Consider the following 21,123-nt stretch of genomic DNA (forward strand, 5'->3'; position numbering starts at 1 on the left):
ACCCCTCACTCATGAGAGCCCCGGCTCTCTGAATGAACAAAAAGCTCCTTCGGGAGCTTTTTTCGTTTCTGCGTCCGCTCCTCAGGCGCGTCAGCGCAGAACCAGTTGCCAGCCCATCCCGAGCAGCGCCGAGCCCAGCACCACCGGGATCACCCCGGCCTTGAAGCGGAACAGCGCCACGGCGGCGACCAGCCCGATCGCCGCCGATGCCACATCGAATCGCCCGCCCGCTCCCGCCGGCCACAGCACGTGCCAGGCAAAGAAGGCCGCCAGGTTGACGATCACGCCGACCACCGCAGCGGTGATCGCGGTCAGCGGCGCGGTGAGCTTCAGGTTGCCGTGGGTCGATTCGATGAACGGTGCGCCCAGAAAGATGAACATGAACGACGGCAGGAAGGTGAAGAAGCTCACCACCGCCGCCGCCGTCGCGCCCGCCAGCGGCAGCGCGCCGGCGCCGAACAGCGCCTCGCGCCAGCCGCCCACGAACCCCACGAACGACACCACCATGATCAGCGGCCCGGGCGTGGTCTCGCCCAGCGCCAGCCCGTCGATCATCTGTGTTGCGTCGAGCCAGCCGTAGTGGTCGACCGCGCCCTGGAACACATAAGGCAGCACCGCATAGGCCCCGCCGAAGGTCAGGAGCGCCGCCTTGGTGAAGAACCAGGCCATCTGCGTCAACGCGCCGTGCCAACCGTAAAGTGCCGCCAGCCCGCCAATGGCCAGCAGCCACAGCGCGACGAACACCGCCAGCACGCGCACGAATTGCCCCCAGCCGAAGCGCGCGTGCGCGGGCGTTGGCGTTGGCGTGTCGTCGTCGATGAGCGCGGGGCCTGACGACACCGCCGCGGCGCCGTGCCCGCCACCGACCGCAAATAAGCCCGGTGCCACGCGGCTCCCCACATAGCCGACGGCGGCCGCCGCGAGCACGATCAGCGGAAACGGCAGCTTGAGCGCAAAGATGGCCACGAACGCGGCTGCGGCAATCGCCCAGAGCCAGGCGTTCTTCAGCACCCGCGAGCCGATGCGCCAGGCGGCGAACAGCACGATGGCCGTCACCGCCGGCTTCACGCCGTACAGCAGCCCCGCTACCGCCGGCACCTGCCCCCAGGCCATGTAGATCCACGACAGCGCGATCAGGACGAAGAGCGAGGGCAGCACGAAGAGCGCTCCCGCCGCAATGCCGCCCCAGGTGCGGTGCATGAGCCAGCCGATGTAGATGGCCAGCTGCTGGGCTTCGGGGCCGGGCAGCAGCATGCAGTAGTTGAGCGCGTGCAGAAAGCGCTTTTCCGAGATCCAGCGCCGCCGCTCGACCAGTTCCTGGTGCATCAGCGCGATCTGCCCGGCCGGCCCGCCGAAGCTGATGAAGCCCAGCTTGAGCCAATAGCCGAAGGCCTGCCAGAAGCTGACGGGCGCGGGTTGGGCGGCGGGCGGGACGGCGGGCTCTGGCTGCATCGGAGACTTTCTCTTGTCGCTATCTCAGGAACACGTTGTAAGCGGAGTTCAGAACGAGCGCGCTCGCCGCCACGATGGACGCTGCCTGCACAAAGCGCGCCCACGCCCCAAGTTGACGCACGCTTGAGGGAGGCACCGGGACGAGGCCGCTTCCACCCAGGATCGCTTCGGCAAAACCTGCGGGCAGCGAGCCACGCGCGACCACCGGCATTTCCACGCCGGAATTGTCGCACTGGAGTTTGCTATTGAAAAAGTAGCGCTGAGTGGCGACTGGCCGGGCTCGAACCGTCCATGTCACGCTTCAAAAACTGTCCCGGCGCACGCTGCTTCCGAGCATAAAAAAGGCGCCGACCAGCGGCGCCTTTCAAGTTCGAACCAGGCTCTCGTTTCGGAGCCTTTGAAGCATTTTTCTTGTTGGGGGAATGTCTCCTCGGACCCTCGGCAGCACGAGCAGTGCCCGTTCGCGAGTGCGCAGACTTTAGGTGTTGCACCGCAGCAGTGCATTGGGAATTACCCGCTTTGCCTTACCTCATCCGGCCAGTTCGCAAACCAAAGTGTTTCTGATAGTTAACGATGTGGCACGACTCCTGCACTGGATGCGCTACCCAACAACTCGAAGAAGCGCACCGCCATGGCCCTGGTTCCGCAAGCCTCCATCAACGCGGCCGACACCGCCTGGATGATGACCTCCACTGCGCTGGTGCTGCTCATGACGCTGCCCGGCATCGCGCTCTTCTATGCCGGCATGGTGCGGCGCAAGAACGTGCTGGCCACCATGGCCGCCGTGGTGGCGATTGCAGCAGTGGTCTCGATCACCTGGTTCGCGGTGGGCTACTCGCTGGCCTTCACACCCGGCTGGCCGTGGCTGGGCGGCACCGGGCGCTTCTGGTTCTCGGGCTTCGAATACATCAAGGAGGCCGGGCAGATCGCGGTGAGCCATGTCGCGCCCAACGTGCCCGAGTCCGTCTACGCGATGTTCCAGCTCAGCTTCGCGATCATCACCACCGCGCTGGTGCTCGGCGCGTTCGTGGAGCGCATGCGCTTCTCGGCGGTGCTGTGGTTTGCGCTGCTGTGGAGCGTGCTGGTGTATGCGCCGGTCGCGCACTGGGTGTGGGAGCCGGGAGGCTGGCTCGCGCAGATGGGCGCGCTCGACTTCGCGGGCGGCTCGGTGGTGCACGTCAACGCGGGCATCGCGGGGCTGGTGTGCGCCTATGCGCTCGGGCCGCGCAAGGGCTACGGGCGCGAGGCCTTCGAGCCCTACAGCCTGGCGATGACGATGATGGGCGCAGGCTTGTTGTGGGTGGGCTGGTTCGGCTTCAATGCGGGCTCGGCGGTGGCCGCCGACGGGCGCGCGGGGCTGGCGATGCTGGTCACGCACATCGCAGCGGCCGCCGGCGCGATGAGCTGGATGATCGGCGAGTGGATCGTGCGGCGCAGCCCCTCGTTGCTGGGACTCTGCTCGGGCCTGGTGGCCGGGCTGGTGGCGATCACGCCGGCCGCCGGTTTCGTCACCCCTCTCTCGGCGCTCGCCATCGGCGCCATCGCGGGCCTGGCCTGCTATTGGGGTGCGACGGGCCTGAAGCACATGCTCGGCGCGGACGATTCGCTGGACGTGTTCGGCGTGCACGGCATCGGCGGCATCGTGGGCGCGCTGCTCACGGGCGTGTTCGCCGATGCACGCATCTCGGGCGCGGCCGGCAATGTGCTGACGCAGGCCATCGCGGTGGGCAGCGTGGCGATCTACAGCGCGACGGGCACGGCGATCGTGCTGTTCCTGGTGCATGTGCTGGTCGGATTGCGTGTCGATGCCGAGAGCGAACAGCTGGGCCTCGATCTTGCTCAGCATCGTGAACGCCTGGGAGCCTGACCACCCGAGGGAGACACCATGCCATCCATGTCCGAAAGCGAACGCATCGCCCTCGCCGCCCGCCTTCACGTGGCGCTGCGGCGAAAGCACGGGCGCGTGACGGACACCGAATGGATGGCCACCAATGCCGAGTACGCCGCGGAGATCGTGCGCATGACACGGGAGCATGCGGCAGAAACCAAGGACGAGGAGCTCGACCAGCTGGCGACACGGCTCGAGCAGGCGATGGAGCCTCTGGCCCGCGCTGCGCGGCTGGCGGCGCGGCAGCCGGATGGGAATCCGCCTACGCCGCCGCCTCGCTATGTGGGTGGATTGCGTTGACGCTCAACCCGCCGCCAGCGCAGCCTTGCGGATCGACTGCAGCGTGCTGCCCGGCGTGATCGCCTCGGGGTCCAACAGGCAATGCAGGATCGCGGGCTTGCCGCTGGCACGCGCACGCGCCAGCGCGGGGCTGAACTCCTCGGTTGTCGTCACGCGCTCGCCGTGGCCGCCGAACACCTCGGCGTAGCCGCGGAAGTCGGGGTTCTTCAACTGCGTGGCGCTGATGCGGCCGGGGTAGTGCTTTTCCTGGTGCATGCGGATCGTGCCGTACATGGCGTTGTCCAGCAGCACCACGAGGATCGGCAAGCCGTATTGCACGGCGGTCGCGAACTCCTGGCCGTGCATCATGAAATCGCCGTCGCCCGCGAACACGACCACCTCGCGCCCGGGCCACAGGCGCTTGGCGCCCACGCCCGCCGGCAGGCCGTAGCCCATCGAGCCGCTGGTGGGGGCCAGCTGGCTTGCGAACGCACGGAACGGCCAGAAGCGGTGCACCCAGGTGGCGAAGTTGCCCGCGCCGTTGCAGAAGATGGTGTCGGCCGGGAGCACCTCGCGCAGGTGCTGCATGACCTCGCCCATCTGCAGCGGGCCGGGAATGCGGATGGGCGCCGGGTCGCTCCAGCGAAGGAATTCTTCGCGCGCGGTCTTCGTTTCGGCCTGCCAGACAGGCGGTGAAGCCGGGCGCAGCGTGGCCACCGCTTCGGCGAAAGCCTGCGGCGTGGCGTGGATGCCCTGCGTCGGGCGGTAGAGCTTGCCGAGCTCGTCGGCATCGGCATGCACATGCACCAGCGCCTGCCTGGGCTGCGGGATCGCGAACAGCTCGTAGCCCTGCGACGGCACCTCCGACAAACGCCCGCCGGCCAGCAGCACGAGGTCCGCGTTGCGGATGCGCTCGAGCATGCGCGGGTTGGCGCCCAGGCCCAGGTCGCCCGCATAGCAGGGGTGATCGGCGGACATCAGCATCTGGCGGCGGAACGAGCAGTAAACCGGGAGCGCATACCCCTCGGCGAAATCGGCGAACTGCTGTGTCGCGGCTTCGGACCAGCGGCTGCCACCCAGGATGACGACGGGCCGCTGTGCCTGCGACAGGCGCTGCTGCAGCTCGGCGATCTGCGATGCACCGGGATGGGTTTCGGTGACCGCATAAGGCTGTGCATCCGCCACCACCGCGGCTTCGGTCAGCATGTCTTCGGGCAGCGCGATCACCACCGGACCGGGCCGGCCCGAGGTGGCGACATGGAAGGCGCGCGACACCAGTTCAGGCAGGCGCGCCGCATCGTCGATCTGCACCACCCACTTGGCCATGGTGCCGAAGACGGCGCCGTAGTCCAGCTCCTGGAAGGCCTCGCGGCCGAGCGCCTCGCGCGCGACCTGGCCGACGAACAGCAGCAGCGGCGTCGAGTCCTGGTGCGCGATGTGCACGCCCGCCGCCGCGTTGGTGGCGCCGGGGCCGCGCGTGACGAAGCAGATGCCGGGCTTGCCGGTGAGCTTGCCCTGCGCCTCGGCCATCATCGTGGCGCCGCCCTCTTGCCGGCACACGGTCACGTCGATGGACGCATCGTGCAGCGCGTCGAGCACGGCCAGGAAGCTTTCGCCGGGCACGCAGAAGAGCTGCTTGACGCCGTGGGTGATGAGCTGGTCGACCAGGATCTGGCCGCCGGTGCGGGATGAAGTCATGCTGTGTCCAATGCAATGAAGGTCTTGGTCTTTGCTCCTTCCCCTTCCGGGGGAAGGCTGGGATGGGGGCAAGCGGCGGTGGATGCGCCGATGGCAATTGATACGCCGCTTGCCCCCACCCCTGCCCTCCCCCAGAGGGGGAGGGTGCAATTCAAATTCACTTGAGCGCCGCGCATGCCGCTTCGATCCGCGCACACGCCTCTTCCAGCTGCCCCATCGACGTCGCATACGAAATGCGGAAATACGGCGCCAGCCCGAACACGCTGCCCGGCACCACCGCCACGTCGAAGTCCTGCAGCAGGTAGCGGCAGAAGTCGCTGTCGGTCTGCAGCAGCGCGCCGGCGGCGGTGCGCTTGCCGAGCACGCCCGCACAGCTTGCGAATGTGTAGAAAGCGCCCTCGGGCACGCGGCAGTGCAGGCCTTGGGTGCGGTTGAGCGCGGCCACGACGAAGTCGCGCCGCTGTTGAAACGATGCGCAGCGCTCGGCCACGATGTCCTGCGGCCCGGTGAGCGCCTCGATCGCCGCGGCCTGGCTCACCGACGAAGGGCACGAGGTCGACTGGCTCTGCACCACCGCCATCGCCGCGATCAGCGCGCGCGGCCCGGCGCCGTAGCCCACGCGCCAGCCGGTCATCGCATAGGCCTTCGACACGCCGTTCACCGTGAGCGTGCGATCGCGCAGCCGCGGCTCGACGGCCACCGGCGTCGCGAACGCGAGGCCGTCGTAGAGGATGTGTTCGTAGATGTCGTCCGCCAGCAGCCAGACGCCCGGGTGGTCCAGCAACACATCGGTGATCGGCTTCAGTTGCGCGGCGCTGTAGGCCGCGCCGCTCGGGTTCGACGGCGAATTCAGGAAGAGCCAGCGCGTGCGCGGCGTGATCGCCGCCTGCAACTGCGCCGCACTCAGCCGAAAGCCGTTCTCCTCGCTGCAGGCCACCGACACCGGCACGCCGCCGCAGATCTGCACGATGTCCGCGTAGGAGGTCCAGTACGGCGCGGGCAATATCACTTCGTCGCCCGGGTTCAGGCTCGCCATCAGCGCATTGAAGATGACTTGCTTGGCGCCCGCGCTCACGCTGATCTCGTCGAGCGCGAAGTCCAGCGCGTTGTCACGCTTGAACTTCAGCTGCACCGCCGCCTTCATCGCCGGGCTGCCGTCGAGCACCGTGTAGCGCGTGTCGCCGCGCGCAATCGCCTGCGAGGCCGCATGCCGGATGTTCTCTGGCGTGTCGAAGTCGGGCTCGCCCGCGCCCAGCACGATCACCGGCCGGCCGGCGCGCTTGAGCGCCTGTGCATGGTCGGTGATGCGCAGGATCTCCGAGACGTGGATGGCGCGCACACGTTGCGCCGGCGAGAACACGGCTGCGCCTGTCACTTGGCGTAGGCTTCCAGTGGCTTGTCGTTGGGTTCGACAAACAGCTGCTTGAGCGCGGGGCTCATCGGCAGGTTGAGGCTGGTGTTCTTCGGCGGAATCGCGGCCACGAACCACTTGGTGTAGATCTTCTCGACCTCGCCGCTCTTCATCAGCTTGCGCAGCGAATCGTCCACCGCTGCCTTGAAGGCCGGGTCGTCCTTGCGGAACAGCAGTGCGATCGGCTCGGAGCCCAGCGCATCGCCCACGATGCGGTAGGCCGACGGGTTCTTCGAGTTGGCGATGATCCCGGCGAGCAGGTTGTCGTCGAGCACGAAGGCATCGGCGCGGCCCGACTCCATCAGCAGGAAGCTCTCCAGGTGGTCCTTGCCGAGCATGGTGTTGTACGAGACGTTCTGTGCGCGCTCGCGCTTGCGCAGCAGCTGCACGGCGGTGGTGCCGGTCGATGCCGACACGTTGCGGCCCGCGAGCTGGTCCAGCGTGGTGATGCCCGAATCGACCCTGGTGGCCATGCGCACTTCGCTCACATACGTGGTGAGCGCGAAGGCCACCTGCTGCTGGCGCGCGGTGTTGTTGGTGGTGGGGCCGCAGCCGATGTCCAGCGTGCCGTTCTGCACCAGCGGGATGGTGTTCTGCGCGGTCACGGCCATGTATTCGAGCTTGGCGTTGGGCGCGATGTCCTTGAGCACGCGTTCGCAGAGTTCGACGTGGTAGCCCACGTACTTGTCGCCCGCGCCCAGCATGTAGGCCATGGGCGGCGAGGCTTCGCGCACGCCGAGCACGGCCTTGCCGCTGGCCTTGATCTTGTCGAGCGTGCCGCCGGTCGGGGCCTGCTGCGCGGTGGCTGTCGTGCCGAAGGCGAGCGCGAGCAGCGCGGCGGTGGCGAGGGTCTTCAGTTGCATCTTCATCTCTCTGTCTCCTGGTAGTTTTTCTTTGGCAAGGTGCGGCGCGCCCTGCCGGCACGGCATGACTTTTCGTGGGACATCGCGGAACCGGCTTCGCCGGGCCGCAGATGGCGCCCCCGGTAGGGGGTTGGCGAAGCGACACGAAGTGCGCGAAGCCTGGGGGCGAGCCTCAATCCCCGATGTCGAAGGTCACGCCTTGAGCGAGAGGCAGCGCCGTCGAGTAGTTGATGGTGTTGGTCGCACGCCGCATGTACGCCTTCCAGCTGTCCGAGCCCGCTTCGCGCCCGCCGCCGGTTTCCTTCTCGCCACCGAAGGCGCCGCCGATTTCGGCGCCGCTCGGGCCGATGTTGACGTTGGCGATGCCGCAGTCAGATCCGGCGCTGGACATGAAGCGCTCCGCCTCACGCACGTTGAGCGTGAAGATCGACGATGACAGCCCCGCGCCCACCGCGTTATGCCATTCGATGGCCTCGTCGAGCGTGCTGTAGCGCACCACGTAGAGGATGGGCGCGAAGGTCTCGCGCAGCACCGGGCCGTCGTGCGACTTCAGTTCCACCAGCGCCGGGCGCACGTAGTAGGCGTCCTGCGTGCCGATGCCTTCCACGCGGTCGCCGCCGTGCACCGTCGCGCCGATCTCGCGGCTTTCGCCCAAGGCCTTCTGCATGCCGTCGAAGGCCGCGCGGTCGATCAGCGGACCGACCAGCGTGCCGGCCTCGCGCGGATCGCCCACCTGCACGTTGCCGTACACCTTCGCGAGCTTGGGCACCAGCTGGTCGTACACGCTGTCGTGCACGAACAGGCGCCGCAGCGTGGTGCAGCGCTGGCCGGCCGTGCCCATGGCCGAGAAGGCGATGCCGCGCAGCGTGAGGTCCAGGTCTGCCGAGGGCGTGACGATGGCGGCGTTGTTGCCGCCAAGTTCAAGAATGGCGCGGGCGAAGCGCGCCGCCAGCTTGGGCGCGACCTGCCGGCCCATCGCGGTCGAACCGGTGGCCGAGAGGATCGATACGCGGTGGTCGTCCACCAGCACTTCGCCGATGTCGCGCTGGCCGAGCAGCAAGCCGAGCAGGCCTTCGGGCGCATCGCCGAAACGCTCGATGGCGCGCTGCGCGATGGCGTGCACGGCCAGCGCTGTGAGCGGTGTTTTTTCGGACGGCTTCCACACCACCGAATCGCCGCACACCAGCGCGAGCGCCGCATTCCAGGACCACACGGCCACTGGAAAGTTGAAGGCCGAGATCACGCCGCACACGCCCAGCGGATGCCAGGTTTCCATCATCCGGTGCTCGGCGCGCTCGGTGGCCAGCGTCAGGCCGTAGATCTGGCGCGAAAGGCCGACCGCGAAATCGCAGATGTCGATCATTTCCTGCACCTCGCCCGCGCCTTCGGACGGAATCTTGCCGGCCTCCAGCGTGACCAGGCGTCCGAGGTCGCGCTTGGCGGCGCGCAGCTCTTCGCCCAGCAAACGCACCAGTTCGCCACGGCGCGGGGCGGGCACATTGCGCCAGGCCTTGAAGGCCTCGTGCGCGCGGCCGATGGCGCCGGTGGCTTCCACGGCTGTGGTCTCCCGCACCTGGGCGACGACCTCGCCGGTGACCGGCGAGCGCACGGTCAGTTCGCCGCCGGTGTGGGCACTGCTGGGCACGCCCAGGCGCTGGAGCAGTTGCTCGATATCGGCGGAAAGGGACTGGGGGGCTTGGGCTTCTGACATGGACGCTCCGGCATGCGGGGAAAAACGGGACGGGTCAATATGTGCGAATCCCGCGCCATTGCCTAGTGAAAAATTGGAAGGACCTGATGCGTTTGCGGAATGAACTCGGTGTCCGCTCCCCGCGCGTCGGGCTGCGCGCCTACGCGCAAGCCGCAGGTCCGCACCGAAGATTCCGCACCCCCACCCCGCGGACAAAGCCATGAAGCTCATCCACTCCCTCTACGCCGCGATCCACGCGCTGATGGCGCTCGCATTCGCCATCGCCTCGCTCGTGCTGGTCGTGATCGCGGCGCGCACGGGATGGGGCGCGGTGATGCATGGCCTCGACCTTCCGGCGGCCGAGGCGATCATCGAAGCGATGGGCCTGCTGGCCGCCGGCGTGGTGGCGCTGCAGATTTCGCAGACGGTGCTCGAAGAAGAGGTCATCCGCGACGCGCACATCGGCGCGCCGACCCGCGTGCGCAGGTTCCTCTCGCGCTTCATGGTGGTCATCGTGGTGGCCGTGGCGGTCGAAGGGCTGGTGGCAACCTTCAAGGCGCGCGAGGCGCCCGAACTCCTGCTGTACGCCGCCGCCATGCTGAGTGCGGTCGGCCTGCTGATGGCGGGCTGGGGCATCTTCATTCGCCTGAACCGCTTTGCCGAAGAACTGGAACCCGAGGCGATGGCGGAAGCCAAAAGCGAAGACAGGAAGCTCAAATGACAAGACGCCCATTGCTCCATGCCACCGCTGCCGCTGCTGCAGCAGCAGCCCTTTGCCTCGCCGTGCCGCTCCCCGCGCTGGCCGCCGACAGCAACCCGCTCGTGGCCGAACGCTGGAAAACGCGGCCGGTGGTCGTGGTGGTGCCGGCAGTGGCCGATCCGCTGCTGCAAAAGGTCGAAGCGGCCCTGCGCCAGACCGCCACGCGCGAGGCCTTCATCGACCGCGAGATGGTGCTCTACACCGTGGTCGCGGGCGAGGGCCGCCGCAACGACAAGCCCCTTCCCCCGGCGCAGACCCGCGCCCTGCTTCGTGCGCTGAAGCTGGACGCAGCAGGCGCGCCGACTTTCGTGCTGGTCGGCAAGGACGGCGGCGTCAAGATGACCGAAGGCCCCGGCGTCGACCTGCAGGCGGTGTTCGCCGAGATCGACCGGATGCCGATGCGCCAGCGCTGAGGCAGCGCCTAACCCGGTCCGGGCGCTTCGGGCAATGAAATCTTCTGCCCCGCCGGCGACCCCGCCAGGCTCTGCGCCGGCCGCCGCAGGGTCGCATCGAAGGGATTGATCTTCGGCCCGATGGCCGCCGCTTCTCTCTTGAGCAGCTCCACCACCGTCGGCATGCGGTCGGCATTGAGCCGGTCGGCGATGGTGCCCACGCTCAGCGCAGCCACCGCGCGCCCTTCGCGGTCGAGGATCGGCACCGCCACGCCCGCCATGCCTTCGAGCAGCCCGGTGTTGCGCCCCGCATAGCCCTGCTGGCGCACGCGCTCGATTTCGGTGCGCAGATAGACCTCGTCGTACACGCCGTACTCGCGCACCCGAGAGAGATTGAAGCGGATCACCTCCTCGCGCTCGGCCTCCGGCAGAAACGCCAGGATGGCGAGCGCGCCCTGCCCCACGCCCAGCGCGATGCGCCCGCCGATATCGCCGGTGAACGAGCGGATCGGAAACGGCCCTTCGCTGCGGTCCAGGCAGATGGCGTCGAAACCGCTGCGCGCCAACAGGAAGATGCTGTCTCCCAGGCTCGCGCACAGCCGCAGCAGCACCGGCCTGCATATGGAGCGCAGGTCGCCGGGGTTGCCGGCGCTCGCCGCAAGCGCGAAGAAATCGATGCTCAGCCGGTACAGCTTGCTGCGCTCGTCCTGCTCGACCATGCCCTCGGCCATCAGCGATTGCAGCAAACGGTGCGTGGTGGCTTGCGTCAGGCCCACGGACCGTGCGATCTGGGTCACGCGGCCGCCTTCGGCCTGCACCGCGCCGAGCGCGCGGATCACCGAAAAGACGCGCGGCACGCCGCCGCTGGCAGCGGGCTGCTCCGAAGGCGTCTCCGAGGGGGTCTGCATACCTTGCTCCTGTGGAATTTTCTGAGGCAATTCTAGGGCTCGCATTCCAATCAACGGAATAAATCAGAGAAATATTCTGATTAATGGAATACCCGAGGCGATCTGGCGCAATCGTTGCAATAGAGTGAATTGAAAGTACCCAGCGGTCCACGGCCTGCACCAATGCGTCGCACGCCGCTTTCCTGCCCCCACGAAAGGCGCTTCCATGTCATTCCTACGGCTTACCGACGTGACCAAGTTCTACGGCAGCACCCGCGCGGTGTCGGCCATGAACCTCACGGTCGAAAAGGGCGAGTTCGTCTCGCTGCTCGGCCCCTCGGGCTGCGGCAAGACCACCACGCTGCAGATGATTGCGGGCTTCGAGGCCGTGAGCAGCGGCCGCATCGAACTCGCGGGCAAGGACATCACCCATGCCAAGGCCAACACGCGCGGCCTGGGCATCGTGTTCCAGAGCTACGCGCTCTTTCCGCACATGACGGTGACCGACAACGTGAGCTTCGGCCTGGAGATGCGCAAGATGCCCAAGGCCGAGCGCGCCGAACGCGTGAAGCAGGCGCTGGCGCTGGTGCACCTGGAGCCGCACGCCACGCGCTACCCGCGCGAGCTCTCGGGCGGTCAGCGGCAGCGCGTGGCGCTTGCCCGCGCACTGGTCATCGAACCGCCGGTGCTGCTGCTCGACGAGCCCCTCTCCAACCTCGACGCCAAGCTGCGCGAAGAGATGCAGTTCGAGCTGCGCCAGATCCAGCGCAAGGTCGGCACCACCACGGTGATGGTCACGCACGACCAGAGCGAGGCCATGTCCATCAGCGACCGCGTGGTGGTGATGGAAGGCGGCTGCGCCACGCAGATCGACCATCCGCACCGCGTGTACGAGCATCCGAGCACGCGCTTCATCTCCACCTTCGTGGGCAAGGCCAACCTGCTGAACGGCCGCGTCACCGCCTGCAGCACCGGCAGTTGCAAGGTCGAGGTCGGGCCGCTCGTTGTGCAGGTGGACGAAGACGGCTTCAAGCCGGGCGCCGCGGTGCTCATGAGCGTGCGGCCTGAAAAACTCCAGCTGGTTGCCGCCGGCCGCGGCCGGCTCGACGGCACAGTGCAGGAGCGCTTCTTCCTCGGCAGCCAGTGGCTCTACCGCGTGGGCACGCCCGCTGGCGACCTGATGGTGCTGAGCCCCAACGACGGCCGCGATGCGCTGGACGAAGGCCATGCCGTGGGCATCGACTGGCCCGCGCACTGCACGCGCCTGTTGCCAGCCGAGGAAGCGGTTGCGGCATGAGCGGCATCAAGAACAAGGCCGCGCCGTGGTGGCTGTCAGGCCCGGCGCTGCTGCTCTTCATTGCGCTGCTGCTGGTGCCGCTGTTGCTCACCGCGGTGCTGTCGTTCAACGTGTACGACCCCGCCACCGGGCCGAAGGCCGGCGAGTTCACGCTCGACCACTACGCGCATGTGTTCACCGACTCGTACTACCACGGCATCTTCTGGCGCACCTTCTGGATCTCGGCGCTGGTCACGCTGATCTGCATCGTCATCGGCGCCCCCGAGGCCTACGTGCTCAGCCGCATGCGCAACCCGTGGCGCTCGATCCTGCTGCTGGTGGTGCTCGCGCCGCTGCTGGTGTCGGTGGTGGTGCGCGCCTTCGGCTGGAGCATGCTGCTCGGCCCCGAGGGTGCGGTCAATTCGCTGCTCGGCCTCGTGGGCATCGGGCCGGTGAAGATGCTCTACACCGAGATCGCGGTGATCGTCGCGCTGGTCCACGTGATGCTGCCCTTCATGGTGATCCCGGTGTGGACCTCGCTGCAGAAGCTGGACCCCGGTGTCGAGAACGCGGCGCTCTCACTCAAGGCCTCGCCGTTCACCACGTTGCGGCGCATCGTCTTGCCGCAGGTGATGCCGGGCATCCTCTCGGGCAGCCTGATCGTGTTCGGCCTGGCCGCGAGTTCGTTCGCGATTCCGGGGCTGCTCGGCGGGCGCCGCCTGAAGATGGTTGCGACGGTGGTGTACGACGAGTACCTGAGCGAACTGAACTGGCCGCTCGGAGCTGCGATTGCCCTCACGCTGCTCGCCGCGAACCTTATCGTCATGCTCAGCTACAACCGCCTCATCGAAGGCCGCTACAAGAAAGCGCTCGGGTGACCATATGAGCAAGAACGGCCCCTTCGCCCTCGCGTTCAACGCGCTGGTCATCACCTTCATGCTGGCGCCGCTGCTGGTGGTGTGCATCGTCGCGTTCACGCCCGAAAACACGCTGACCATTCCGACCACCAGCTTCTCGCTGCGCTGGTTTGCCGCGGTGTTCGCGCACCCGGACTTCATGCAGTCGTTCTGGAACAGCCTGTGGCTCGCGCTGGCCTCGGCCACCATCGCCACGCTGCTGGCGGTGCCGGCGGGCCTGGCGATCACGCGTTACGAGTTTGCGGGGCGCGACTTCCTCAACGCGCTGTTCCTGTCGCCGCTGATCATTCCGCACCTGGTGCTGGGCGTGGCGCTGCTGCGCCTGTTCGCGCTGGTGGGCGGCACGGGCAGCTTCGGCTGGCTGGTGATGGCGCATGCGCTGATCGTCACGCCCTACACGCTGCGCCTCGTGGTGGCCGCGCTCGTGGGCTTCGACCGCAGCGCCGAGCAGGCCGCGCTTTCGCTCGGCGCGAGCCAGGCGACGGTGTTCCGGCGCATCACGCTGCCGATGATCCTGCCGGGTGTCACCGGCGGCTGGATGCTCGCCTTCATCAACAGCTTCGATGAAGTGACGATGTCGATCTTCGTGACCTCGCCCAGCACGGTGACGCTGCCGGTGCGCATGTACATGTATGCGACCGAGTCGATCGATCCGCTGATGGCGGCAGTCTCGGCGCTGATGGTGGCGGTGACCGCGGTGGCGATGGTGATCCTGGACCGGCTCTACGGGCTGGACCGCGTGCTGGTGGGGCGCAAGTAGATGACATCGAACGCATCCCGCGCACTGCTGCATCGCGTGGCCGAAACCGGCCGAGCTGCGGTGGCCTTCACGCTCGATGGCGAGCCGGCCTCGGCGCTCGCAGGCGACACGGTGCTCACCGCCGTGCTCACGCAGGCCAGCCAGTTGCGCCGCAACGAATTCAGCGACACGCCGCGCGCCGGCTTCTGCATGATGGGCGCCTGCCAGGACTGCTGGATCGCCACCGCCGAAGGCGAGCGCCTGCGCGCCTGCGCCACCTTCATCGCGCCAGGCATGGCGCTTGTCACCGGGCGGAGCGGCGCATGACGGATGCCGAGCTTCGACCCGTGATCGTCGGCGCCGGGCCGGCCGGCGTGCGTGCGGCAGAGGCGCTGGTGGCGCACGGCTTGCGGCCCATCGTGATCGACGAGGCCTCGCGCGCCGGTGGCCAGATCTACCGCCGCCCGCCCGCCAATTTCATCCAGCGCACCGCGGCCACGCTCTACGGTTTCGAAGCATCGCGTGCGAACGCGGTGCACGAGGCCTTCGATGCCTTGCGCGATCGCATCGACTACCGCCCCGACAGTCTCGTGTGGAACGCGCAAGGCGGCGTGCTCGACGTGCTGCACAACCCGACGCGCACCACGACGCGTCTGCCGCACGGCGCGTTGATCGTCGCGACGGGCGCGACCGACCGCGTGCTGCCCGTGCCGGGCTGGACCCTGCCCGGCGTCTACACGCTGGGCGGCGCGCAGGTGGCGCTCAAGTTCCAGGGCTGCGCCATCGGCGAGCGCGTGGTGTTCATGGGCACGGGGCCGCTGCTGTACCTCGTGGCCTACCAGTACGCGAAGGCCGGCGCGAAGGTCGCGGCCGTGCTCGACACCGCGCGCCTTGCAGACCAGATCGCCGCGACGCCCGCGATGCTGCGCCAGCCCGCCGTGTTCGCGAAGGGCGTGTATTTCGTCGCGTGGCTGCGTGCGCACGGTGTGCCGCTGCACAGCGGCGTGCGTCCGCTGCGCGTGATCGGCGATGACGGCGCATGCCGCGTCACCGGCGTTGCATGGCACGACGGCCGTGAAGAACGCACGCTGGCCTGCGACGCCGTCGGCTTCGGCTACGCACTGCGCTCCGAAACCCAACTGGCCGACCTGCTCGGCTGCCGCTTCGAGTTCGCGCCGATGCACCGTGCCCATCTGCCGGTGCGCGATGCCGCTGGCCGCTCCAGCGTCGAAGGCGTGTACCTCGCGGGTGATGGAGCCGGCATCATGGGCGCCGATGCCGCCGAGTGGGCTGGCGAACGCGCCGCCCTCGCGCTGCTTGCGGACCGGGGCGTGGCCGTCGATGCCTCGCGCGCCGATGCGCTCGAACGCAAGCTTCAAGGGCTCACGGGTTTCAGGCGCGGGCTGGAACGCGCCTTTCCGCTCCCGCAGGACTGGGCCGCGAACGCGTCCGACGATCTCGTCGTCTGCCGCTGCGAGAACATCACGGCCGGCACGCTGCGCCAGACCGTCGCCGTCAACGGCGCCGACGAGATGAACCGTCTGAAGGCCCTGTCGCGCGTCGGCATGGGCCGCTGCCAGGGCCGCATGTGCGGCGTGGCGGCTGCGGAGATCCTCGCGCACGCCACCGGTCAGCCTTTGCAGCAGGTGGGCCGGCTGCGCGGTCAGGCGCCGATCAAGCCGATTCCGATTGACCTGGTCTCCCACGCGGCCACCGAAGGAGCAGGCGCGTGAGCTCGATCAAGACGCTGCGCACCGATGTCGCCATCGTCGGTGGCGGCATCGTCGGCGCGTCGGCCGCGCTCGCGCTGCGGCAGATGGGCATCGGCGTCGCGCTGCTGGAGCGCGACCTCTGCGGCTCGCGCTCCAGCGGCGTGAACTTCGGCGGCGTGCGGCGCCAGGGGCGGCCGCTGAGCCAGTTGCCGCTTGCACAACGCGCGCACCGCATCTGGGGCCGCCTGCCATCGCTGATCGGCACCGACGGCGAGTACCTGCGCTCGGGCCACTTCAAGATCGCGCGCAGCGAAGCCGACATGGCCTCGCTGGAACGCTACCGCGCGCAGAGCCTGGACTTCGATCTGGGCCTGGAATTGATCTCCGCCGCCCGCCTGCGCGAGCGCTGCCCCTGGCTCGGCCCGCGCGCGGTGGGCGGTTCGCTCTGCGTGGAAGACGGGCAGGCCAATCCCCGGCTGGTGTCGCCCGCCTTCGCGCTCGCGGCGCAGCGCGCGGGCGCGCAGATCTTCGAGCGCCACCAGGTCGACGAGGTGATGCACGACGGCGCGATGTTCATGCTGCGCTCGGGCCATGCGCTCGAAGTGCATGCGCCGGTGCTGCTCAACTGCGCGGGCGCATGGTCCGGCCCCATCGCCGCCGAGTTCGACGAAGCCGTGCCGCTGCGCTCGGGCAACCCCGTGATGGTGGTGACCGAGCCGGTGCCGCATTTCATGGATTGGAGCCTCGGTGTAGAGGGCGGCGGCATCTACGGCCGGCAGGTGGCGCGGGGCAATCTGGTGCTCGGCGGCGGCGCGGGCATCGCGGTCGATGCCGACCGCGCGCGCGCCGGCAGCGATGCCATCGCCATGCTCGCGGCGCAGGCCATCGAGCTGTTGCCCGCGCTGCGCCAGGCGCATTTCATTCGCAGCTGGAGCGGCACCGAGGGCTATTTGCCCGACCGCCAGCCAGTGCTCGGCCCCAGCCGCACCACGCCCGGCCTCTTTCACGGCTTCGGCTTCTCGGGTGCGGGCTTCCAGATCGGTCCCGGCGCCGGCGAGGTGCTGGCCGAGCTGGTGCGCGACGGACGCAGCAGCACGCCGATCGACGCTTTCTCCATCGACCGCTTTCTTGTGCAAGACAACGAATCCATCCCCTCACCCTGAAAGGAAAATACCATGTCCCGTTTCCAGAAGATCTGCTTCTTCTCACTTCGCCGGACCTTGCAGGGTGCGGCGGCCGTTGCGGTGCTGGCAGCCGGCGCCACCGCGGGCGCGCAGACCAAGACGCTCTACATCGGCATGAACGGCGGCACCATGGAGAAGGCATACACACAGTACGTGTTCCCGGCCTTCGAGAAGCTCTACGGCGCCAAGGTGGTGGTGGTGCCCGGCACCTCGTCGGACATCCTGGCGAAGGCGCAGGCCAACAAGGACCGCCCGCAGATGCATGTGATGTTCCTGGACGACGGCATCATGGTGCGCGCCATCGGCATGGGCCTGTGCGAGAAGCAGCGGCCCAACCCCTCGCTCAACGACATCTACCCGGCTGCGCGCTTCAAGGGCGACATGGCCAGTGGCGTGAGCCTTGGCATGACGGGCCTGGCCTACAACACCAAGATGTTCAAGGAAAAGGGCTGGGCCGCGCCCACCTCGTGGATGGACCTGGCCGATCCCAAGTTCAAGGGCAAGGTGGTGTTCCAGTCGATGTCGTCGTCTTCGTTCGGACTGCACGGCTTCCTGATGTTCAACCGCATCCAGGGCGGCAACGACAAGAACGTGGAACCCGGCTTCAAGGCCTGGCCCACCACCATCGGGCCCAACGTGCTGGAGTACATCCCCAGCTCGGCCAAGCTCTCGGAGATGGTGCAGACCGGCGAGGCGGCGATCTTCCCGCTCACGCCCACGGCGGTGGCCGCGCTCAAGACCAAGGGCATTCCGGTCGAGTACGCGCCGCCCAAGGAAGGCGCGGTGGTGCTGATGGTGGGCCAGTGCGTGATCGCCAACAACAGCGAGCCCGAGCTCTCGCAAAAGCTCGCCGAGTTTTTGCTGAGCCCGCTCGCGCAGGCCAACGTGCTTCAGTACGGCGCGCAGATCCCGACCAACCCGAAGGCGCCCGCCGTGGGCGAAGGCGCGACGCAGGTGGCGGACGTCAACAAGTGGATGAAGACCGCGATCACCATCGACTGGGAAAGCATCAATGCGAACCGGCCGGCGTGGAATTCGCGCTGGAACAAGACGATTGAACGCTGAGCCTGCCTTGCTCCTTCCCCTTCCGGGGGAAGGTTGGGATGGGGGCTCGCGGCGCCGGGGAAGGCGCTGCTTGTGCAAAGGCCGCGTGCCCCCACCCCAGCCCTCCCCCAGAGGGGGAGGGAGCAAGCCGACGCCGCGCTGCCGGCTCCGCCTCAGCGGTTGGCTTCGACGATCCAGCCCGCGGCCTTCTCCGCCATCATCAGCGTGGGGCTGTTGGTGTTGCCGCTCGTGATCGTCGGCATCGCGCCCGCATCGACCACCCGCAGGCCCTGGATGCCGCGCACGCGCAGCTTCGCATCGAGCACCGCCATCGGGTCGCCGTCGGCGCCCATCTTCGTGGTGCCGACCGGATGGAAGATGGTGGTGGCGATGTCGCCGGCCAGGCGCGCTAGGTCTTCGTCGGACTGGTACTGCACGCCGGGCTTCCACTCCTCGGGCTTGTACTTCGCAAGCGCGGGCTGCGCGGCGATGCGGCGGGTCACGCGCAGCGAGTCGGCCGCGACCTTGCGGTCTTCGTCGGTGCTCAGGTAGTTGGGCGCGATGGCGGGCGCGTCTTCGAAGCGCTTGCTCTTGATGCGCACCGAGCCCCGGCTGGTCGGGTTGAGGTTGCACACGCTCGCGGTAAAGGCCGGAAAGCTGTGCAGCGGATCGCCGAAGGCATCGAGCGACAGCGGCTGCACGTGGTACTCGAGGTTCGGCCATTCGTAGGCGTCGGAGCTTCGCGTGAAGGCGCCCAGCTGAGAGGGCGCCATGCTCATCGGGCCGCTGCGTTTCAGCAAATACTCAAGCCCGATCTTCGCCTTGCCGACCATCGACGATGCGAGCACATTGAGCGTGGGCGCGCCGTCGATCTTGTAGACCGCGCGGATCTGCAGATGGTCCTGCAGGTTGGCGCCGACGCCGGGCGCATCGAGCACCACGTCGATGCCGTGCTGGCGCAGCAAGTCGGCCGGGCCGACGCCCGAGAGCTGCAGGATCTGCGGCGAGCCGATGGCGCCCGCGCAGAGGATCACTTCGCGCTCGGCGCGCGCGGTGGTCATCTCGGAACCGTTCCACACCTCGGCGCCGGTGCAGCGTCGGGTGCCGTCTTCCTGCGTTTCGAACAGCAGGCGCGAGACCTGCGCGCCGGTCCACAGCTCGAAATTGGGACGGCCGTAGCAGGTGGGCCGCAGGAACGCCTTGGCGGTGTTCCAGCGCCAGCCGTTCTTCTGGTTGACCTGGAAGTAGCCCACGCCTTCGTTGCTGCCGCGGTTGAAGTCGGTGGTGTGCGGCACGCCGGCCTGCACGGCGGCATCGGCGAACGCGTCGAGGATGTCCCAGCGCAGGCGTTGCTTCTCGACGCGCCACTCGCCGCCCGCGCCGTGCATCTCGTCGGCGCCGAGGTAGAAGTCTTCGTGCTTCTTGAAGGCCGGCAGCACGTTCTGCCAGCGCCAGTCGTCGTCGCCGGTGAGCTGGGCCCACTGGTCGTAGTCGCGCGACTGGCCGCGCATGTAGATCATGCCGTTGATGCTGGAGCAACCGCCCAGCGTCTTGCCGCGCGGATAGCGCAGGGCGCGGCCGTTGAGGCCCGCATCGGGCTCGGTGTTGTAGAGCCAGTCGGTGCGCGGGTTGCCGATGCAGTAGAGATAACCGACCGGGATGTGGATCCAGTGGTAGTCGTCCCGGCGGCCGGCTTCGATGAGCAGCACGCGTTTTTTCTTGTCGGCGCTCAGGCGGTTGGCGATGAGCGAGCCCGCGGTGCCGGCGCCGATGATGATGTAGTCGAAGGTGTTGTCGTTGTCTCGCATGGTTCTTGTTTTTTCCGGATGTCTGTGTCTTGCGCGCGGTATTTCAGAGATTCATGGGCCTGATGCGATCTCCGGGCGGCAATTTAGCCTGCTCTTCGAAGCAAAGGCCAATGATTTCGGCGCCATTGGCTTATAAATCGAACTTATATGACCACCGCCGCCATCGACCTGCAGATTCTGCGCGCCTTCGTTCTCGCGGCGAGGGAGGGCAACGTCTCGCGCGCGGCCGAGCGGCTGCACCTCACGCAGCCCGCGGTGAGCCTGCAGCTCAAGCGACTGGCCGAGGAGACCGGGCTGGTGCTCTTCACCCGCACACCGCACGGCCTGGCGCTCACGGCCGACGGGGCGGCGATGCTGCCGCAGGCAGAGCGGGTGCTGGCCGCCGTGGGCGACCTGCAGCAGGCGGCGCGCAAGCTCCAGGGCACGGTGCGCGGGGCGCTGCGCATCGGCACCATCCTCGACCCCGAGTTCACGCGGCTGGGCGTGTTCCTGCGCGAGCTGGTCGAGGCCGCGCCGCAGATCGAGACCGAGCTGCGCCACGGCATGAGCGGCAGCGTGCTCGCCCAGTTGCTGCGCGGCGACCTGGACGTGGGCTTTCACCTGGACCCGGGCGAGGACGACCGCGAGAACGCCACGCTCTCGGTACGCACGCTCGCCCGCTTCACCTACCGCGTGGTTGCGCCCGCCGGCTGGGGCCCGCAGGTGCTGGGCCGCGACTGGAAGGCGCTGGCCGCCCTGCCCTGGCTCGCAACACCGCCCGAATCGGCGCACCACCGGATGCTGGAGCGGGTGTTCACGCCGCTGGGGCTGACCCCGCGGCGCGTGGCGCTGGTCGACCAGGAGGCCTCGATGCTGGACCTGCTGAAGTCCGGCATTGGCCTGAGCCTGGTGCGCGACTCGATTGCGATCCGCGAATGCCAGGCCCATGGCCTGGTGATGGCCGACCGGGTGCAGCTGGACTGCGCACTGCGTTTCGTCTCGCTGGCGGCCCGGCGCGACGAGCCCGTGATCGCCAGCGCCTGGGATGCCATGGTCAAGGCCTGGAACTGAAGGCCAGCTGAAGCAGCGCGCCGCCCTACGTGAATGAGGCGTGCGGCGCACACGAGCTGCCGATGCACGCGGT

The 21,123-nt window shown here is 68.1% G+C and carries 19 protein-coding genes; 12 read left to right on the top strand and 7 right to left on the bottom strand.

The genetic code is table 11. The annotated features are described in order from the left end of the window. Window positions 1-90: 90 nt before the first annotated feature. Entirely contained in the window at window positions 91-1,452 is a 1,362-nt protein-coding gene (gene chrA / locus ABIC90_RS11865) for a chromate efflux transporter (protein ID WP_354354311.1), read from the bottom strand. Window positions 1,453-2,083: 631 nt separating this feature from the next. On the opposite strand from chrA, the gene ABIC90_RS11870 reads away from it, so the two are divergent. Together ABIC90_RS11870 and ABIC90_RS11875 are read left to right on the top strand one after the other, a co-directional pair. After that, complete coding sequence (locus ABIC90_RS11870) at window positions 2,084-3,319, top strand: ammonium transporter (RefSeq protein WP_354354312.1); 1,236 nt, start codon at window positions 2,084-2,086, stop codon at window positions 3,317-3,319. 18 nt (window positions 3,320-3,337) lie between these two features. Beyond that, window positions 3,338-3,640 (top strand): hypothetical protein, encoded by a 303-nt coding sequence (locus tag ABIC90_RS11875; protein ID WP_280810470.1) that lies wholly within the window; start codon window positions 3,338-3,340, stop codon window positions 3,638-3,640. Window positions 3,641-3,643: 3 nt separating this feature from the next. On the opposite strand, the gene ABIC90_RS11880 is transcribed toward ABIC90_RS11875, so the two are convergent. The 4 genes from ABIC90_RS11880 to amaB form a co-directional block, all read right to left on the bottom strand. Continuing rightward, entirely contained in the window at window positions 3,644-5,317 is a 1,674-nt protein-coding gene (locus tag ABIC90_RS11880) for a thiamine pyrophosphate-binding protein (protein WP_354354313.1), read from the bottom strand. Window positions 5,318-5,474: 157 nt separating this feature from the next. Continuing rightward, on the bottom strand, window positions 5,475-6,692 hold the full coding sequence (locus ABIC90_RS11885) for a pyridoxal phosphate-dependent aminotransferase (RefSeq protein ID WP_354354314.1): 1,218 nt from the start codon (window positions 6,690-6,692) through the stop codon (window positions 5,475-5,477). Next, the gene (locus ABIC90_RS11890; RefSeq protein ID WP_354354315.1) at window positions 6,689-7,597 is read right to left on the bottom strand and encodes an amino acid ABC transporter substrate-binding protein; all 909 of its coding nucleotides are present in this window, start codon (window positions 7,595-7,597) and stop codon (window positions 6,689-6,691) included. The genes ABIC90_RS11885 and ABIC90_RS11890 overlap by 4 nt, the downstream gene beginning before the upstream one ends. Window positions 7,598-7,763: 166 nt before the next feature. Next, window positions 7,764-9,302 (bottom strand): L-piperidine-6-carboxylate dehydrogenase, encoded by a 1,539-nt coding sequence (amaB, locus tag ABIC90_RS11895; protein ID WP_354354316.1) that lies wholly within the window; start codon window positions 9,300-9,302, stop codon window positions 7,764-7,766. Between the two features lie 199 nt (window positions 9,303-9,501). On the opposite strand from amaB, the gene ABIC90_RS11900 reads away from it, so the two are divergent. Beyond that, window positions 9,502-10,002: a hypothetical protein gene (locus tag ABIC90_RS11900; RefSeq protein ID WP_354354317.1), complete on the top strand. Its 501-nt coding sequence runs from the start codon at window positions 9,502-9,504 to the stop codon at window positions 10,000-10,002. Next, window positions 9,999-10,454, top strand: a complete 456-nt coding sequence (locus ABIC90_RS11905; protein WP_354354318.1) for a DUF4174 domain-containing protein — start codon at window positions 9,999-10,001, stop codon at window positions 10,452-10,454. The genes ABIC90_RS11900 and ABIC90_RS11905 overlap by 4 nt, the downstream gene beginning before the upstream one ends. An 8-nt stretch (window positions 10,455-10,462) precedes the next feature. Here the strand turns inward: ABIC90_RS11905 and ABIC90_RS11910 are convergent, their stop codons facing one another. Next, window positions 10,463-11,341, bottom strand: a complete 879-nt coding sequence (locus ABIC90_RS11910) for an IclR family transcriptional regulator (protein ID WP_354354319.1) — start codon at window positions 11,339-11,341, stop codon at window positions 10,463-10,465. 205 nt (window positions 11,342-11,546) lie between these two features. Between ABIC90_RS11910 and ABIC90_RS11915 the strand changes: the two genes are divergently transcribed. From ABIC90_RS11915 to ABIC90_RS11945, 7 genes are read left to right on the top strand one after another with little or no spacing between them, the layout of a single operon-like run. Beyond that, a complete protein-coding gene (locus ABIC90_RS11915; protein ID WP_354354320.1) occupies window positions 11,547-12,617 on the top strand; it encodes an ABC transporter ATP-binding protein in 1,071 nt (356 codons plus the stop codon). Further along, a complete protein-coding gene (locus tag ABIC90_RS11920) occupies window positions 12,614-13,474 on the top strand; it encodes an ABC transporter permease (RefSeq protein WP_354354321.1) in 861 nt (286 codons plus the stop codon). The genes ABIC90_RS11915 and ABIC90_RS11920 overlap by 4 nt, the downstream gene beginning before the upstream one ends. Window positions 13,475-13,478: 4 nt before the next feature. Next, entirely contained in the window at window positions 13,479-14,273 is a 795-nt protein-coding gene (locus ABIC90_RS11925) for an ABC transporter permease (protein ID WP_354354322.1), read from the top strand. Continuing rightward, the gene (locus tag ABIC90_RS11930) at window positions 14,274-14,579 is read left to right on the top strand and encodes a (2Fe-2S)-binding protein (protein ID WP_354354323.1); all 306 of its coding nucleotides are present in this window, start codon (window positions 14,274-14,276) and stop codon (window positions 14,577-14,579) included. Next, complete coding sequence (locus tag ABIC90_RS11935; RefSeq protein WP_354354324.1) at window positions 14,576-15,985, top strand: NAD(P)/FAD-dependent oxidoreductase; 1,410 nt, start codon at window positions 14,576-14,578, stop codon at window positions 15,983-15,985. Before ABIC90_RS11930 ends, ABIC90_RS11935 begins: the two co-directional genes overlap by 4 nt. Continuing rightward, window positions 15,982-17,127 carry an NAD(P)/FAD-dependent oxidoreductase gene (locus ABIC90_RS11940; protein ID WP_354354325.1) on the top strand — a complete coding sequence of 382 codons (1,146 nt, stop codon included), beginning with the start codon at window positions 15,982-15,984 and terminating at the stop codon, window positions 17,125-17,127. Before ABIC90_RS11935 ends, ABIC90_RS11940 begins: the two co-directional genes overlap by 4 nt. A gap of 12 nt (window positions 17,128-17,139) precedes the next feature. Next, window positions 17,140-18,213: an ABC transporter substrate-binding protein gene (locus ABIC90_RS11945; protein ID WP_354354326.1), complete on the top strand. Its 1,074-nt coding sequence runs from the start codon at window positions 17,140-17,142 to the stop codon at window positions 18,211-18,213. Between the two features lie 152 nt (window positions 18,214-18,365). On the opposite strand, the gene ABIC90_RS11950 is transcribed toward ABIC90_RS11945, so the two are convergent. After that, window positions 18,366-20,000, bottom strand: a complete 1,635-nt coding sequence (locus ABIC90_RS11950) for a GMC family oxidoreductase (protein WP_354354327.1) — start codon at window positions 19,998-20,000, stop codon at window positions 18,366-18,368. 147 nt (window positions 20,001-20,147) lie between these two features. Between ABIC90_RS11950 and ABIC90_RS11955 the strand changes: the two genes are divergently transcribed. Next, window positions 20,148-21,050 (top strand): LysR family transcriptional regulator, encoded by a 903-nt coding sequence (locus ABIC90_RS11955; protein WP_354354328.1) that lies wholly within the window; start codon window positions 20,148-20,150, stop codon window positions 21,048-21,050. Window positions 21,051-21,123 lie beyond the last annotated feature (73 nt).

This window comes from Variovorax boronicumulans (genome assembly GCF_040544675.1).
In the GTDB taxonomy this organism is placed as follows: Bacteria; Pseudomonadota; Gammaproteobacteria; order Burkholderiales; family Burkholderiaceae_C; genus Variovorax; species Variovorax boronicumulans_D.

Coding starts and splice junctions, on each gene's coding strand:
- ABIC90_RS11905 (WP_354354318.1), top strand. CDS start 9,999: ATGACAAGACGCCCATTGCTCCATGCCACCGCTGCCGCTGCTGCAGCA.
- amaB (WP_354354316.1), bottom strand. CDS start 9,302: ATGTCAGAAGCCCAAGCCCCCCAGTCCCTTTCCGCCGATATCGAGCAA.
- ABIC90_RS11880 (WP_354354313.1), bottom strand. CDS start 5,317: ATGACTTCATCCCGCACCGGCGGCCAGATCCTGGTCGACCAGCTCATC.
- ABIC90_RS11870 (WP_354354312.1), top strand. CDS start 2,084: ATGGCCCTGGTTCCGCAAGCCTCCATCAACGCGGCCGACACCGCCTGG.
- ABIC90_RS11915 (WP_354354320.1), top strand. CDS start 11,547: ATGTCATTCCTACGGCTTACCGACGTGACCAAGTTCTACGGCAGCACC.
- chrA (WP_354354311.1), bottom strand. CDS start 1,452: ATGCAGCCAGAGCCCGCCGTCCCGCCCGCCGCCCAACCCGCGCCCGTC.
- ABIC90_RS11955 (WP_354354328.1), top strand. CDS start 20,148: ATGACCACCGCCGCCATCGACCTGCAGATTCTGCGCGCCTTCGTTCTC.
- ABIC90_RS11935 (WP_354354324.1), top strand. CDS start 14,576: ATGACGGATGCCGAGCTTCGACCCGTGATCGTCGGCGCCGGGCCGGCC.
- ABIC90_RS11930 (WP_354354323.1), top strand. CDS start 14,274: ATGACATCGAACGCATCCCGCGCACTGCTGCATCGCGTGGCCGAAACC.
- ABIC90_RS11875 (WP_280810470.1), top strand. CDS start 3,338: ATGCCATCCATGTCCGAAAGCGAACGCATCGCCCTCGCCGCCCGCCTT.
- ABIC90_RS11945 (WP_354354326.1), top strand. CDS start 17,140: ATGTCCCGTTTCCAGAAGATCTGCTTCTTCTCACTTCGCCGGACCTTG.
- ABIC90_RS11925 (WP_354354322.1), top strand. CDS start 13,479: ATGAGCAAGAACGGCCCCTTCGCCCTCGCGTTCAACGCGCTGGTCATC.
- ABIC90_RS11950 (WP_354354327.1), bottom strand. CDS start 20,000: ATGCGAGACAACGACAACACCTTCGACTACATCATCATCGGCGCCGGC.
- ABIC90_RS11910 (WP_354354319.1), bottom strand. CDS start 11,341: ATGCAGACCCCCTCGGAGACGCCTTCGGAGCAGCCCGCTGCCAGCGGC.
- ABIC90_RS11900 (WP_354354317.1), top strand. CDS start 9,502: ATGAAGCTCATCCACTCCCTCTACGCCGCGATCCACGCGCTGATGGCG.
- ABIC90_RS11920 (WP_354354321.1), top strand. CDS start 12,614: ATGAGCGGCATCAAGAACAAGGCCGCGCCGTGGTGGCTGTCAGGCCCG.
- ABIC90_RS11890 (WP_354354315.1), bottom strand. CDS start 7,597: ATGAAGATGCAACTGAAGACCCTCGCCACCGCCGCGCTGCTCGCGCTC.